General features: G+C 72.8%; 12 protein-coding genes and 1 pseudogene. 8 read left to right on the top strand and 5 right to left on the bottom strand.

What is annotated here, in order from left to right; translation table 11 throughout:
- Nucleotides 1-8: 8 nt before the first annotated feature.
- A complete protein-coding gene (locus ACLQ27_RS05945) occupies nucleotides 9-1,463 on the top strand; it encodes an alkaline phosphatase PhoX (protein ID WP_357574203.1) in 1,455 nt (484 codons plus the stop codon).
- A gap of 28 nt (nucleotides 1,464-1,491) precedes the next feature.
- Complete coding sequence (locus ACLQ27_RS05940) at nucleotides 1,492-1,848, top strand: DNA polymerase ligase N-terminal domain-containing protein (protein ID WP_357492821.1); 357 nt, start codon at nucleotides 1,492-1,494, stop codon at nucleotides 1,846-1,848.
- Between the two features lie 101 nt (nucleotides 1,849-1,949).
- On the opposite strand, the pseudogene ACLQ27_RS05935 reads toward ACLQ27_RS05940, so the two are convergent.
- Nucleotides 1,950-2,387: pseudogene (locus ACLQ27_RS05935) on the bottom strand (RICIN domain-containing protein); the annotation flags it as partial.
- Between the two features lie 1,760 nt (nucleotides 2,388-4,147).
- On the opposite strand from ACLQ27_RS05935, the gene lanKC reads away from it, so the two are divergent.
- The 4 genes from lanKC (at nucleotide 4,148) to ACLQ27_RS05915 (ending at nucleotide 10,418) form a co-directional block, all read left to right on the top strand.
- Nucleotides 4,148-6,724, top strand: coding sequence for a class III lanthionine synthetase LanKC (gene lanKC, locus ACLQ27_RS05930; protein WP_425865862.1), 2,577 nt, complete (start codon nucleotides 4,148-4,150; stop codon nucleotides 6,722-6,724).
- A 5-nt stretch (nucleotides 6,725-6,729) separates the two neighbouring features.
- A complete protein-coding gene (locus tag ACLQ27_RS05925) occupies nucleotides 6,730-6,849 on the top strand; it encodes a SapB/AmfS family lanthipeptide (protein ID WP_013734295.1) in 120 nt (39 codons plus the stop codon).
- Nucleotides 6,850-6,924: 75 nt separating this feature from the next.
- Nucleotides 6,925-8,652: an ATP-binding cassette domain-containing protein gene (locus tag ACLQ27_RS05920; protein WP_425865861.1), complete on the top strand. Its 1,728-nt coding sequence runs from the start codon at nucleotides 6,925-6,927 to the stop codon at nucleotides 8,650-8,652.
- Entirely contained in the window at nucleotides 8,649-10,418 is a 1,770-nt protein-coding gene (locus ACLQ27_RS05915) for an ATP-binding cassette domain-containing protein (RefSeq protein WP_425865860.1), read from the top strand. The genes ACLQ27_RS05920 and ACLQ27_RS05915 overlap by 4 nt, the downstream gene beginning before the upstream one ends.
- Nucleotides 10,419-10,449: 31 nt before the next feature.
- Here ACLQ27_RS05915 and ACLQ27_RS05910 read toward each other — a convergent pair whose 3' ends face one another.
- The 3 genes from ACLQ27_RS05910 to ACLQ27_RS05900 all read right to left on the bottom strand — a co-directional run bounded on the left by ACLQ27_RS05910 (nucleotide 10,450) and on the right by ACLQ27_RS05900 (nucleotide 13,088).
- Complete coding sequence (locus ACLQ27_RS05910; RefSeq protein ID WP_234581131.1) at nucleotides 10,450-11,034, bottom strand: response regulator transcription factor; 585 nt, start codon at nucleotides 11,032-11,034, stop codon at nucleotides 10,450-10,452.
- A gap of 119 nt (nucleotides 11,035-11,153) precedes the next feature.
- Nucleotides 11,154-11,762, bottom strand: coding sequence for a response regulator transcription factor (locus tag ACLQ27_RS05905; RefSeq protein WP_425865859.1), 609 nt, complete (start codon nucleotides 11,760-11,762; stop codon nucleotides 11,154-11,156).
- Between the two features lie 195 nt (nucleotides 11,763-11,957).
- Complete coding sequence (locus tag ACLQ27_RS05900) at nucleotides 11,958-13,088, bottom strand: hypothetical protein (protein WP_425865858.1); 1,131 nt, start codon at nucleotides 13,086-13,088, stop codon at nucleotides 11,958-11,960.
- Nucleotides 13,089-13,357: 269 nt separating this feature from the next.
- Here ACLQ27_RS05900 and ACLQ27_RS05895 point away from each other — a divergent pair, with 269 nt between their 5' ends.
- Both ACLQ27_RS05895 and ACLQ27_RS05890 read left to right on the top strand, forming a co-directional pair.
- On the top strand, nucleotides 13,358-13,792 hold the full coding sequence (locus ACLQ27_RS05895) for a glutaredoxin domain-containing protein (protein ID WP_425865857.1): 435 nt from the start codon (nucleotides 13,358-13,360) through the stop codon (nucleotides 13,790-13,792).
- A gap of 147 nt (nucleotides 13,793-13,939) precedes the next feature.
- Entirely contained in the window at nucleotides 13,940-14,311 is a 372-nt protein-coding gene (locus tag ACLQ27_RS05890; RefSeq protein ID WP_357492807.1) for a DUF302 domain-containing protein, read from the top strand.
- Between the two features lie 56 nt (nucleotides 14,312-14,367).
- Here ACLQ27_RS05890 and ACLQ27_RS05885 read toward each other — a convergent pair whose 3' ends face one another.
- A complete protein-coding gene (locus tag ACLQ27_RS05885) occupies nucleotides 14,368-14,841 on the bottom strand; it encodes a hypothetical protein (protein WP_357492805.1) in 474 nt (157 codons plus the stop codon).
- Nucleotides 14,842-14,890: the final 49 nt, after the last annotated feature.

The raw sequence follows: 14,890 nt of genomic DNA, 5'->3' as shown, positions 1-14,890 counted from the left end.
TGATCCGCGTGCCTTCCTCCCGTCGTACCTTCCTCGCTGGCGGCGCCGCCGCCGGTGTGGGCCTTGCCGTCGCCGGTGGCCTGCCGTCCCTGGCGCAGGCCAGCCCCAGCCGGCCGCACTCGCCCGTCAAGGGCGGCCACCTGCCCTTCCCGCCGCTGGTGGACGACCCCAAGGGGATCCTGGCCCTGCCCGCGGGCTTCAGCTACACAGTGGTCACCCGGACCGGCGTCACCCGACTCGACGGTGGCCAGGGCACGACCCCGTCGGACCACGACGGCATGGCCGTCTACGACGCCGGCCACGGCCGCTACACCCTGATCCAGAACCACGAGATCGACCCCGGCGCCGAGTTCGGCGTGCCGCACGTCAAGGGCACTGTCTACGACCCGGGCGCCGTCGACGCCGGTGGCTGCACCGTCATCACGACGGACCGTGCGGGGCGCAACCTGGGCGAGTTCGTCGCCCTCTCCGGCACCGTCTCCAACTGCGCCGGCGGGCCGACCCCCTGGGGGACCTGGCTGACCTGCGAGGAGACCGAGGACCGCGCCGGCGATGCGTGGGAGGAGGGCGGCCGCACCGGCGCCTTCGCGAAGGACCACGGGTACGTCTTCGAGGTCTGGGCCGACGGCAGCGCCGACCCGCGGCCGATCAAGTGCCTCGGCCGCTACTCCCACGAGGCCCTGGCGGTCGACAAGGACCGCACCCACGTCTACCTCTCCGAGGACGCGGACGGGCCGAACGGCCTCTTCTACCGCTGGACCGCCCCGGCCGGGGTCAAGCTGGGCCCCGGGGTGCTCACCCGCCTCGCGCCGAACGCCGGCGTCCTCGCCGCGATGCAGATCATCATGGACGACGGCTCCGTGCTGCCGGACGTCGCCTACCTGACCTCCGCCCAGCTGGGCCGCCCGTTCCCGGTGCGGTGGATCGCGGTGCCGGACCGCGACGCGCGGACCACGTCCGTACGCGAGCAGTTCGCCGACGGGCAGGTCACCCGGGGACGCAAGTTCGAGGGCGTGTGGGCCACCGACGAGGGCGTGTACGTGGTCAACTCGTACGCCTGGGACGAGGGTGACCTGCCGGCGGACGCGGCGCCGCACGACGGCATGGTCTGGTTCTACAACTTCAAGGACCAGACCATCCAGCTGGTGACGTACTTCCCGCACCAGACCCAGTCCGAGGAGGGGACGCCGGTCAAGTACACCGACCTCACCTTCGACGGTCCGGACAACGTCACCGTCACCCCGTGGGGCAGCCTCGTGCTCGCCGAGGACGGCTCGGGCGCCTCGCACGTGCTCAGCACGATCCCGGGCGGCCCGACGTACCCGATCGCCCGTAACCAGCTCAACGATTCGGAATTCTGCGGGCCTACCTTCAGCGCCGACGGCAAGGTGCTCTTCGTCAACATGCAGGACCCCGGCCTCACCCTGGCCATCACCGGGCCGTGGGAGAAGTACCTGGGCTGACCGGCGGCGGGGCCGCAGGTCGTCGACAATGGCAACTGTGCGTCCCGCCTTCGTCCTGCACGACCACCGCAAACCCCGACCGCACTTCGACCTGCGGCTCGAGGAGAACGGTGTGCTGCGCTCGTGGGCGGTTCCCCGTGGCCTGCCGGACAGTCCCAGTGACAACCGGCTCGCGATCGCGGTGCCCGACCACGACCTCGATCACCTGACCTACACCGATGCCGACAAGTCGATAGCCGACATCGGCACGTGGGAGGAGCACGACCGCACCGACCGCCGGATGCTGTTCACGCTGCACGGGCGCACCGGCAGCAGGCGGTACGCGCTCATCCGTACCGGCGAGGGGTGGCTGCTCCACCTGACGAAGGAGCAGCCACCGGGCTGAGGCTCACGCGGGCCCCGTGGCCCGGCACGTCGGCGCGGACTGTCGAGGCGGCGGTTCCGGGCCGGCCGGACACGGTCGGCCCGCAACGCGCTGCGAGGTGGTCAGCTGACCCGCACCAGGCGCCAGTTGTTCCTGGTGCTGCCGTTGTCGGTGTACTGGACGGCCTGGGCGCCCCAGGTGCTGGAGCCGTTGAGGACGGCGAGCACCTTGCCGCTGTTGACGTTGCGGATCCGGTAGGAGCCGTCGCTGTTGGCCACCAGGGTCCAGCGGTGGTCAGCGGTTCCGTTGTCGCTCCACTGCAGAACGCGGGCGTTGTCGGCGGTCGACATGTTCTCGACGCCGAGCACCTTGCCGCTGTTGGCGTTGCGGAACCGGAACGCGCTGCCGTCGGTGACCCGGACCCAGTTGTGGTCGGCGGTGCCGGTGTCGCCCCACACCACGGCCAGACCGCCGTCGGCCGTGGACATGTTCTGCACGCCGAGAACCACGCCGGTGTCGGCGTGGACCAGCTTGTAGGTGTCCCCGGTGCTGGTGCCGCCGCTCACGTTCGCCACGAAGGTCATGATGCTGCGCGAGGGCAGCGTGACGGTCAGGGAGCCGTTCGACATGGTGAGCGCGCCCTGGGGCGCGACGTTGCGGCTCCCGTCGGTCAGCCAGTTCGTGACACTGCCGGACGCGGAGGTGTTCGACAGGGTGAACTGCTGGCTCACCGACGAGGTGTTCTTGTTGACGGCGACGATCACCACTGTGTCACCGCCCCGGTACGCCGAGACGTAGACGTTCGACGCGGGGTTCGCCGTCGCGTCGATCCGCACGTACCCGGGGCGGACGAACCTGGCGAAGTGCGCCATCATCGCGCCGCGCTTGCTGATCTGGCCGTCCTCGCGCATGGGGCCGTAGCTGCGCCGGAGGTACCACCAGACGTACGCCTGGAACTCGGCGTCCACCATCGCGTGGTGGATGTGCTCGCCCACGTCGAGCGCCTCGGGCCAGGCGTCGCCGGAGTTGGTGTTGCTGTTGGGGTAGTAGACCTCCGTCATCCAGAGTTCCTTGCCCGCGCCCTTCTGCTTGAACAGGGGGTAGGGGAAGTTCGAGTACGACGTGCCGTAGAGGTGCGCCCCGATGATGTCGACGTTGGCCAGGGCCGTGGAGTCGTTCAGGATCGGGTCCGACATGGACTTCACGTACTGGAAGGACTCGGGGGCGATGACCCTGGTGCTGATCGAGCCGGCGTTCTCCCGCAGGAAGCGGACCATCTCGGTGGACGTCCACCACGTCCACTCCGTCGCGTAGTCGGGCTCGTTCTGCACCGAGATGGCGTACAGGTTCACCCCGTTGTTGCGCAGGTGGGTGGTGAAGTCGTTGAGGTGCTGGGCGTAGGCGCCGTACGAGCTGTACCGGAGGCGCTTCGCGTTGGTCTGACCGCCGCGGGTGAAGGTCTCGATCATGCTGGCCGGGGGATTCCACGGCGACGCGAAGACGGTCACGCCGAGCTCGGCCGCCCGCTGCGCCGTCGTCAGGTCGGCGCTCCAGTCCGCCTGGTTCTCGCCGACGGGGATCCGTAGCAGGGAGAACCCCAGCCGGCCCTCGCCGGTGCCGAACGCCGTCTCCCGCTGCGCGGCCGTCAGGTCGCCGATCCACGCGGCGTGGGCCATGGCGCCGAAGCCTCGGATCGTCTGCCGCTGTGCCGACAGGTTGATGGTCGCCGGCGCCGCCGAGGCTTCCGTGGCCCCCGCGACCGCCGCGATCGTCGCGACCGGCACGGCCCCCATCGTCGTCAGGATGGTTCGCCGGCTCAGCAGTCTCGGCTCGTCGCGTACCGGCTTGTTCTGCTCGTTCGTCATGTCTCGTCCTCCTGGCTGGTGGTGGTACGCGCCGTCGCGGTCCCATCGGCCCGGTCGGCACCGGTTCGCAGCGTCGACACCGAGAGTGACGGTGATGACCGCTCTGATTTCGATCCAATGACGTGACTGTTAACGCTAACAATCACCGGAGTCTAAGTTCCGTCCACGCCGGGGGTCAAGGATGAGTAGGTGGGTGCGCGGACGAACGCGCTGCGTCACCGACGAAATCGGAGTAATCCCAGTTCAGGGGCTCGCCAGGTTCGCCGTTGTCGCCGGGGTGCGGCCCGATGGTGTGACTGCGGCGTCGGCGTCCCGGGCCTGACTAATGTCATGCATACCGATGCGCCCCGCATCGGATTCCGTGACTAAGCGCACTGGGGCGCACCACCTGCCGTCGATGAGACTCGATGCAACGCCGGAACAGCAGCCGGCCGGGTTCGAGAGGAGGCGGGACGGTGGACGAACGCTACGACAGCTACTGCGCGGCGGACCGGCTGTTCTACGACTCGCTCGGCAGCGCCGTCGCACAGCCCGTCTTCCCGGCCGCCGAGCGCCCCGTCCCGACCGGGTGGCGCCGCGAGCCGCTCGACGACTGGCTGATCTACGCGCCCGACGGCGGCTCGCTGCCGCAGCAGGGCTGGAAGATCCACGTGTCGGCGGGCCTGACGAACGCCGAGCGGGTGCTGGACGCCGTCTGGAACTACTGCGTCCCCCGCGGCCTCTCCTTCAAGTTCCTCCGCGGGCCCCGCACACTGCTGCTGCGCAACTCCAAGTACGCCGCGCGGGCCGCCAGCGGCAAGTTCATCACCGTCTACCCGCGCGACGACGCGGAGCTGGAGCTGGTCTGCAAGGAGCTGGACGAGCTGCTCACCGGCGAGACCGGCCCGTACATCCTCAGCGACCTGCGCTACGGCGACGGCCCGGTCCACGTGCGCTACGGCGGATTCGCCGCGCGCTACTGCCACTCGCCCGACGGTCAGGTGGTGCCGGCGATCGAGGACGACTCCGGCGCGCTGGTGCCGGATCGCCGAGAGCCGGTCTTTCACGTGCCGTCCTGGGTCACCCTGCCCGACTTCCTCGGCCCGCACCTGGCCGCCCGCAACGACACCAGCACCAACCAGGTGCCGTACCGCATCGAGAAGGTGATCCACTTCTCCAACGGCGGTGGGCTGTACGTGGGCCGGGATCTGCGTACCGACACCGAGGTGGTGCTGAAGGAGGCCCGACCGCACGCCGGCCTGGACGCTGACGGCACGGACGCCGTCGCCCGGCTGGCCCGCGAGGCGCAGGCCCTGCGGCAACTGGCCGACCTGCCGCAGGTGCCGCGGGTGCACGACGAGTTCGCCCTCGGCGAGCACCGGTTCCTCGCGCTGGAGTTCATCGAGGGTCGGCCGCTGAACAAGGTGCTTGTCGACAGGTACCCGCTGATCGACGCCGACGCGACCGACGAGGACCGGGCGGCGTACGCCCGCTGGGCCCGGCACATCCACGAGCAGGTCGAGTCCGTCGTCGCGGCGATCCACGAGCGCGGCCTGGTCTACGGTGACCTGCACCTGTTCAACATCATGATCCGGCCGGACGACCAGGTCGCTCTCGTCGACTTCGAGGTGGCCGCCCCGATCGCCGGGCACCGCCGGCCCGGACTGCGCAACCAGGGCTTCGCGGCCCCGCGGGACCGCACCGGCCCGGCTGTCGACAGGTACGCCCTGGCGTGCCTGCGGTTGGCGCTGTTCCTCCCGCTGACCCAGCTGGTGCGGCTCGCGCCGGCGAAGGCGGCGCACCTGGCCGACATCATCGCCGCGAACTTCCCGGTGCCGAGGTCCTTCCTCGACCCGGCCGTCGAGGAGATCGCCGGTGGCCCGCAGGTGACGGGCGCGCACGACGCGCCCGTAGCGACGGATCGGCTGGCGACGGCGATCCTGGCCAGCGCCACCCCGACCCGCGAGGACCGGCTTTTCCCCGGCGACATCGAGCAGTTCCGCAGCGGCGGCCTCAACCTCGCCCACGGGGCGGCCGGAGTGCTGTACGCGCTCGACGCCAGTGGCGCCGGTCGGTGGCCCGAGCACGAGGACTGGCTGGTGCGGCGGGCGACAGCGCCACCGTCCGGCACGCGCTGCGGCTTCTACGACGGCCTGCACGGTGTGGCCTACGCCCTCGATCACCTCGGACGCCGCCAGGACGCGCTGGACGTGCTCGACATCTGCCTGCGCGAGCCCCTGGACGGGCTCGACCACAGCCTGGCGAGCGGGTTGTCCGGGATCGCGCTCAACCTGGCCGAGCTGGCCGGGCGCACCGGGGAGGCGTCGTTGCGCGACGCCGCCTGGCGGGCCGCCGAGCGGGTGATCGGGCAACTGGCCGACGATCCGGGCCCGGACGTCAGCGGCGGACGCAACCCGTACGCCGGGCTGCTGCGCGGCCGGACCGGACCGGCGCTGATGCTGCTGCGGCTCTACGAGCTCAGCGGTGACGACGAACTGCTCGGGCACGCCGCCACGGCGTTGCGCCAGGATCTGCGCCGGTGTGTGCTGCGGCCGGACGGTGCCCTGGAGGTCAACGAGGGCTGGCGGACCATGCCGTACCTGGCGCACGGCAGCATCGGTATCGGTCTGGTCCTCGATGCGTACCTGCGCCACCGGGCCGACGACCGGTTCGCCGAGGCCAGCGCGGGGATCCGCCGCGCGGCACGGTCACCGTTCTACGCACAGTCCGGGCTCTTCGCCGGCCGTGCCGGCATCATCGCCTACCTCGCCGCCTCGGGTCACGACGCCGACCGCCGGGAACTCGCCGCACAGGTGGACCGGCTGACCTGGCACGCGCTGCCGTACCGGGACGGGACCGCGTTCCCCGGCGAGCAGTTGCTGCGGCTCTCCATGGACTTCGGCACCGGCACCGCCGGCGTGCTCTACGCGCTGGCCTGCGCGCGACGTGACGAGCCGCCGGTGCTGCCCTTCCTCGCGCCCCTGTCGGGCGCGCAGAGACTCCCTCGCGACAGCGAGGGCGACAGGATCGACGAACGGATGGAAGGGAGGTGAACGACATGGCGCTTCTGGACCTCCAGGGCCTGGAGATGGCTCCGGCCGACCGCACGGGTGGCGGTAGCCGGGCGAGCCTGCTGCTCTGCGGCGACAGCTCGCTCTCCGTCACGACCTGCAACTGATCCATCGCAGAACGCGGTCGCCCTGGGCGGGTAGACGTGCCCACCCAGGGCGACCGCGTAGCACTGGGAGGACCGATGCCGACGTTCGAGGCGGGGGACCGGCTGCTGAGGCGGACGGTTCTGGCCGGCGGCGGCTGGACCGGTGGACTCGCGGCGGTCGCGCTGCTCGGCGCGGCTGCCGAACTGTTGCTGCCCGCGGCCCTCGGCCACGCCGTCGACGCCGCCCTCGCCGGCGGCTCCGGTTGGTGGGCGGTGGCCGCCGGTGCCCTGGTCGTCGTCCTCGTCTGCGTCGACACCCTCACCGACCTGGCCAGCGGGTTCGGCGCGGCACGCGCCACCGCCGGACTGCGCCGTCGCCTGCTGCGTCACCTGTTCGCCGTGGATGTCCGCACCACCCGCCGCTATCCCGTGGGCGATCTCGTCGGCCGGTTGGTCGGCCAGGCCGCCGACGCGGGACAGGCCGGCAACGCCGTGGTCCTGGCCGTCGTCGCGGTGCTTCCACCACTGGGCAGCGTCGTCGCGCTCGCCATCATGGAACCGGTCCTGGGGATCACCCTGCTCGCCGGCCTCGGCCTGCTCGCCGTCCTCATGCGCGCCTTCGTGGCCGACGCCTCGGCCGCCACCGCCGGATACCAGCGGGTGCTCGGCGCCATCGCCGGCCGACTGCTGGAATCGCTGACCGGCGCCCGGACCATCGCCGCCGCCGCCACCGTCCACCGTGAGCAGGACCGGGTGCTGGCAGCCCTACCGGAGCTGGGGCTGCACGGCCGGCGCGCGTGGGAACTGCTGGCGCGGGCGAGCGCGCGTACGTCCGCCGTGGCGCCGCTGCTGAACCTGAGCGTCATCGCGGTCGGCGGATACGCCCTGACCGCGGGCTGGCTCACGCCTGGCGAACTGGTCGCCGCCGTCCGGTACGCGGCCATGGGCGCCGGCCTCGGTGGGGTGCTCGCCACCCTGAACCACCTGGTCCGCAGCCGCGCGGGAGCACACCGGGTCGCCGAGCTGCTGACCGAGCCCGCCGCACCCTCGGGCGAGCGACAGCTTCCACCCGGCGGCGGGGCCCTGCGACTGCGCGGGGTACGCGTGCACGCCGACGACGGCCGGCCCATCCTGGACGGCATCGACCTGGACGTACCGGCCGGCGCGATAGTGGCCGTCGTCGGAGCGTCCGGTGCCGGCAAGTCGACACTGGCCGCCGTGGCGGGACGCCTGCACGACCCCGACGGCGGTGAGGTGCGCCTGGACGGTGTGCCGCTGCGCGACCTCGACGGGGCGGCGCTGCGCCGAGCCGTCGGCTATGCGTTCGACCAGCCGGTGCTGATCGGCGCGACAGTCCACGACGCGATCGGTCTGGCGCTGCCGGTCGAGTCCGCGACGCCACCGGCCGACGCGAGCCCGGCCACGCCTGCGGTCCTTCGGGGTGCCCGCAGGGCGGCGGTCGCCGACGTGATCGACCGTCTGCCCGACGGTTACCGCACCCCGCTGGTGGACACACCGCTCTCCGGAGGCGAGACCCAACGCCTCGGTCTGGCCCGGGCGTTCGCCGCCGAGCGGCTGCTCATCCTGGACGACGCCATGTCCAGCCTGGACACCGCGACCGAGCACCGGATCACCGATGCGGTTCTCGGACGCGGCGGCGAGCGGACCCGCCTGGTGGTCACCCATCGGATCGCGGCGGCCGCCGCGGCCGACCTCGTCGCCTGGCTGGACGGCGGTCGGCTGCGCGGCCTGGCGCCGCACCGGCGACTCTGGGCCGACCCGGACTACCGTGCCCTCTTCCAGCCGGCCGGCGGTGGGCTGTGAGCCGTCCCAGCGTACGACTGGTGACCTGGCGGGCGCTGCGGGCCCGCCGGCGCGACGTCGCCCGGCTCTGCGGCTGGTCGCTCGTCGAGGCGCTGCCCGCGCTGCTCGCCGGCCTCCTGGTCGCGCGCGCCGTCGACGACGGCTTCCTGGCCGGACGGTTCCTCAACGGCCTGGCGTGGCTGGGGGTGCTCGCCGTGACCGTGCTGATCGGCGCGGCGGCGACCGGTCGGACGTACCGCAGCCTCGGCGCCGTGGTCGAGCCGTTCCGCGACGAGGTGGCCGCCCAGGTGGTCCGGGGTGCCCTGCGCGACGCCACCCGGGTCGGTGGTCGCCCGGACAGTGCGGCCGTGACCCGGCTGACCCACCAGATGGAGATCATCCGCGACACCTTCGCCGGTCTGCTGATGGTGACCCGCGGTTTCCTCTTCTCCGCCGGCGCGGCCCTGCTCGGTCTGCTCGCCCTGGCGCCGGTGGTGGCGGCGTTGGCCGCCGCGCCGCTGGTCGGCGGCCTGGTCGTGTTCCTCGCCGCGCTGCCCGCGATGGCCGGGCACCAGCGCGCGTACGTCCGGGCTGGTGAACAACTCGGCCAGTCGGCGTCGGCCGCGCTGGCCGGTCACCGCGACGTGCTGGCCTGCGGCGCGCAGGCGCGCGTCACTGCCGACGTGGAACGCCGGGTGTCGGCACAGGCCGCCGCCGAACGCGCCCTCGCCCGGATGGCGGTGATCCGCAGCCTCAGCCTCGCCATCGGCGGCTGGCTGCCGCTGGTCGTGCTGCTCTCGGCCGCTGCGTGGCTGGTCGAACGCGGATTGACGGCGGGCGCGGTGCTGGGGGCGCTGATCTACGTCTCCACCGGCCTGCAACCGGCCCTGCACACGCTGGTGCAGGGCATCGGCGGCGGCGGGCTGCGGTACGCGGTCACCCTGGAGAACATCCTGCGGGCCGGCCCGGTGTCCGACGAACCCCGCCCACCGGCTCCCACCACCCGGACGCCACGCGCCCGCCCACCGGCCCGTCCGGGCGACGGCGCACCGGCCGTCGAGGTCCGCGGACTGACCTTCGGCTACGGCCCGCGCGCCCGGCCCGTTCTCCGTAACTTCGCGCTGACGCTGGCCGAGGGGGATCACCTCGCCGTGGTCGGCCCGAGCGGCGTGGGCAAGTCCACACTGGCCGCCCTCCTGGCCGGTCTGGTGCCGCCGCAGGCGGGTACGGTCCGCCTGGCCGGCGCGACGGTGGCCGACGCCGAGCCGGCCGATTTGGCCCGGATGAGGGTGCTGGTGCCTCAGGAGGCGTACGTCTTCACCGGCAGCCTCGCCGACAACCTCCGCTACCTGCGGCCGGACGCCGACGACGCCCTCCTGGAGGACACCCTCGCCGCGCTCGGTGCGGGCCCCCTGGCGACCCGTCTGGGCGGTCTGGACGCGCCGGTCGCGCCGGCTCTGCTCTCCGCCGGTGAACGGCAGCTCATCGCGGCGGTGCGGGCCTGGCTGGCGCCCGTCCCGCTGGTGGTCCTCGACGAGGCGACCTGTCACCTGGACCCGGCGTTGGAGGCGACAGTCGAGAGTGCCTTCGCCCGGCGGCACGGCAGCCTCGTGGTGATCGCGCACCGGATCAGCTCCGCGCTGCGGGCCGATCGGGTGCTGGTCCTCGATGGCGACGAGCCCGTGGTGGGTACGCACGAGCAGTTGATGGCCCGCTCGGTGACGTACCGTGCGCTCGTCGGCTGCTGGGACGACCCGGTGGCGCTGTCCCGAACGGGGCGCGGCTGAGCTGAATCGCGCGCCCGAGCCGACGGCGCCGTCAGATCCAGCCTGCCTCGCCTGCCATCCGTACGGCCTCCACCCGGGTGCGCGCACCCACCTTGCGGGTGATGCGACCGAGATGGTTGCGGACGGTGCCCCGGCTGAGCCCGAGCGACGCCGCCACCTCCGCGACCGGCGCCCCGGCCGCTGTCAGCGTCAACACCTCGGTCTCGCGGCTGGTCAGCGGGCCGTTCGAGCGCAGCGCAGCGACGACGAGATCCGCGTCGAGCACGGGCTGTGAGCGGGCGAGCCGGCGGATCCCGTCGATGACCCGCTGGGGGCCGGCGTCGCTGCGCAGGATGCCGACCGTCCGGGTCGGGCAGAACAGGCCGCGCAGTCGCCGGGCCCGATGTGGGTGGGCCAGCAGCAGGACGGGGCACCTACCGAAGCGGCTCGGATCGACTCCCTCGACCACGTCGAGGTCGGCCACCACCACGTCGGGGCGTTGGTCGCGGACGGCCGCGGAGACCGCGTCGCCGCGATCCACCTCCGCCACGACGCGGATGTCGTCCTCGGCGGCGAGGACGAACGACAGCGCGCCCAGCACCAGGGCACCGTCCAGGGCGAGCAGGGTACGGATCACGATGAACCTTCCCGCACTCCGAGGGTGATCACACTACGTCAATATTCAAACACGCATCCGTGGGGTCCGCACGGCGACGGGGGCGGGGCCGGGCACGTTGCGGCCCCGCCCCCCGACGGCTACAGCCAGCCGCTACTGCGCGCGCGCCACACCGCCTCCAACCGGTTACGAGCACCGGTCTTGCGAAGGATCACCGAGAGGTGATTGCGCACCGTCCCGTGTGCCAGGTAGAGGCGGGCCGCGATCTCCTTCAGGGGCAGCCCCTCGGCCGCCATCCGCAGCACGTCCATCTCCCGTGGGGTCAACGGGATCTCCGGAGGGCTCAGCACCGCCACCGCGGCGGCCGGGTCGATCGCCCGTTCGCCGGCGGCGAGCGCGCGGATCGCACGCACCAGCTCCTCCAGGGAGCTGTCCTTGCCGAGCAGCCCGCGTGCGCCGGCCGCCAGCGCGGCCTCCACCAGGGCGGGGCTCCACCGAGGGCTCATCGCCAGCACGGCGGCGTGCGGCGCCTCCGCGCTGATCCGGGTGACCATCTCCACCGGGTCGGGCGACTCCGGTGTCAGGGCCAGTACCACCACCTGGGGTCTGCACCGGCGCACCACGGTCAACAGTTCGCCGACGCCGTCGACGTCCGCGACCACCTTCATGTCCTCCTCACCTGACAACGCGGCGCAGAGCGCACCGCGCAGTAAACCCATGTCCTCGGCGACGACAACGTGGATCACCACGTTTCTCCGATCTCAGGTACGCGTCACGCCGGCCACCGATCCCGGAACGTTCACGGGCTGGTCAGGGCGTTACGCGTGACGGACGGATAGGCATGGGCCCGGAGCCGTCACGGCAGACGGGCACGGGCACTGATCGACCAGGCCAGCGGATGGGACCGATCGTGTCGGTCGGCCACCCGGGTCGGTCGACCCGCCTCAGCCCGGGCGGGCGATCGCAGACGGAGCCCGGCTCTCGACGAGGAGTGGCACCCGGTCGCGGGGCGCCTCGGAAGCGAGGGGCGACTGCCGGTCGACCGGCCGGATCAGACCCGGCCCCGCCGTCGATCCATAGTCGACGCCGGCGGCCTCCTGGTCGACCGGCGCGACGGGCTGCCCGGGCAGGTAGCCGGTCACCGCCAACGGGGCCTGGCGTGCGGCGAGGTGCCCCGTCGAGGCCGTGGGATGGGTGGGGACGGCGACCGACATCGGCGGTGCGGCGGGAGGCGGCGCCGCTTCGACGCACACGGTCAGCGGCGCGGCGCGGACGGGCGACATCAGCGAGCGCGCCGGTGGTGTCGGCACGGCCGCTGCGGGTGGCGAGCCGGTCATCGGCGTGGTGGCCGGGCCGGGCGGCGGGGGAGCGGTCAGTGGAGGTGTCGCCGGGGGGATCACCGCCCGGAGAGCGGGCGGCAGGACGGCGTCGGTGACACGGAGCAGCGCCACGATGACGAACTGGATCGGCACCGCCCGCACGATGGTGACGGCGTGCGGCAGCGGAGTGGCGATCAGGCCCACCGCGAGAGACCCGGCCGTCGCGGGCAGCGCGTGTGCCTCGGCTGCGGCGGGGACGGGCAGCGCCGCCGGATGGGCGCCCGACCGGGACGGGTGCCCTTGGCGAACCGGACGATGAGCCGTGGACGCTGGGGAGGCGGGCCGGAGCCGCGCGCGCTCGCCAGCCTCGGTCGGCGCGGCTGCGCCGACCCGGGGCAGCGGCACGGACCTGGGCGATGCCGCCGTCGACCGACGAGGCGGCGTCGAGGGTGTCCCGTCACGGGGGGCGACGACGTCGCCGATGGCCCCGGCCAGCGGGGCGCGGGGCCGATCCTGGCGGGGCTCGTCGGCCCGCGTGACGCGCGGGCGCTCACCCGCGGAGCGCTCGGTGACCGTGAGTCGTGCGATCGGCTCGACCAGGACGCGGAGCTGGCCATGAGGCTCGTCGCCGTGGTCGCCGTGTATCCCGTCGGCGGCGGCCGGCCCCTGAAACAGGGCGGCCAGGAGGAAACCGGCCCCGACGGCAGCCGCGAGCAGCACCAACCGCCGGGCGAGCCCGCGCAGTCGGCTGGCCACGAGCGCAGCCGATCGGCTCGGCGCAGGCATCGTCGCGGTTCCGTTGACGGGACTTCGCACGCGGGCACTACCCCCCTTCCCTTCTGGATTGCTGACCCATAGTAGCTATGCACTCACGTATTCGCATCTGGTGATGCACGCGGTTGTCGGCCGGATGGGCCACCGCGCCCGCGGTGTCTGGCGGGGAGGCCCGCCGCCGGGTGTGTGATCCGTCCTCCCGACCAGGTCGGCGAACGCGCAGCCGCGCGTCCGGCGGTAGTGTCCCCAGCGTGGTGCGGCGGTGGGTTCTGGCGATATTGATGGCTGCCTTCGGCGTGGTGGTCCTGGTGTCTCAACTGGCCGACGGCTTACCCGTGGTCGGCGCTGTCGAGTTTCTGATCTTTTTGGCGCTGGCGTTGGTGCTGTCACCGTGGGCATTCCCCCGCTCGGTGGGCGCCGCCGAGGCGCAGCGGGCCAGCGCGGCGGACGGGCTGCCGATCGTGTACTGGCGCCCCGGCTGTCGCTACTGCCTCCAGCTCCGGTTCTCGCTCGGCCGGCTCGCTCGGCGGGCGCACTGGGTGGACATCTGGCACGACCCGGCGGGTGCCGCCGCCGTCCGGGCGATAACCGGCGGCAACGAGACGGTGCCCACCGTCGTGCTCGGCGGTCAGGCCGGGGTGAACCCCGACCGCGCCTGGCTCCGCGAGCGACTCCGCTCGCTCTGACACGCCCGCCCCCGGCGGCCTGTTTTGCCGCACTTTTCGCATACGGCCGGTTGCGGCAAACCTCCCCGAGCCGGTCCCGGTTGCCGGCACGATGAGGTGGATTCGCTGGTACCACGGTGAGCGGGGGCGGGCGTGAACGACGGGTTGATGACCAGGCGGAGCGTCCGCGATGTCGCAGAGACGGTGGCGGCGCTGCGCGCCGAGGCGGAACGTGCGGGCGCGGCGGTGGCGGCGGTGGTCGACCACGCGGCGGCCGCTCGCACGGTCGGGCTGAGCATGCCGGACACGCAGGTCATCATCTTCGGGAACCCGCAGGCGGGCACTCCGCTCATGCAGGCCCGTCCGGAGATCGCCATCGACCTGCCGATGCGCATCATGGTGCGCGACGACGGTCAGCCCGGTTCGCTGGTCACCTGGCAGGACCCCGCGTACCTCGCCGAGCGGTACGGACTGGGCGAGGACCAGCTCGCGCCCCTGAACGCCCCGGCCACCATCGCCTCCACGGTCCCGGACCGCTGAGTCCGGTCCGCATCGTCGTCACCATGGCCCGTGCGAGGCCGCTCGCGTAGGCCGGTTCAGCGGCTCCGGTCCAGCCGTCGCAACGTCGCGGCGGCGGCCAGGCCGTACGCGACGTACGGCAGGGCGTCCTCGAACCAGCCCTCGGCGCCCCAGCGGCGTGGGTCCGTCACCCCGAGCGCGGTCATCGACCCGTCGGCCACCACCATGCCGCCGACCCCGATCACCCCCGCCGCCACGTGCAGGGGTAGCCGCCGTCGGCCGGGGAGCGCCGCGAAGAGCGAGACGGCCAGCACTCCGTTGACGAACCCGAACACGGGCCCGAACCCGGCCCGTCGGTTCGCCGCCCGCTCCGCTGACCCCAGGTCCATCCGGGTCATGTCCGCCATCCGCTGGACGGCACGCTCGTGCGTTCCGCTCATCGGGCGAGCCCGCAGGCCCACATCGAGGTTGCTGCACAGTTCACGGGCGAGCGTGCCGGCGGCGCCGGCCACGAGCCCGTCCGTCAGGCCGGTCAACCAGGTCCTTGCCATGACATCACCTCGGCTGGTTCGGGTTGTCGCTCGTCCCGGCGACCGTTCG

Origin of the sequence: Micromonospora sp. DT63 (assembly GCF_049841615.1) — a bacterium.
Lineage (GTDB): Bacteria > Actinomycetota > Actinomycetes > Mycobacteriales > Micromonosporaceae > Micromonospora.
The sequence above is the reverse complement of the archived record's forward strand: the minus strand, read 5'-3'. Positions and strand labels throughout refer to the sequence as shown.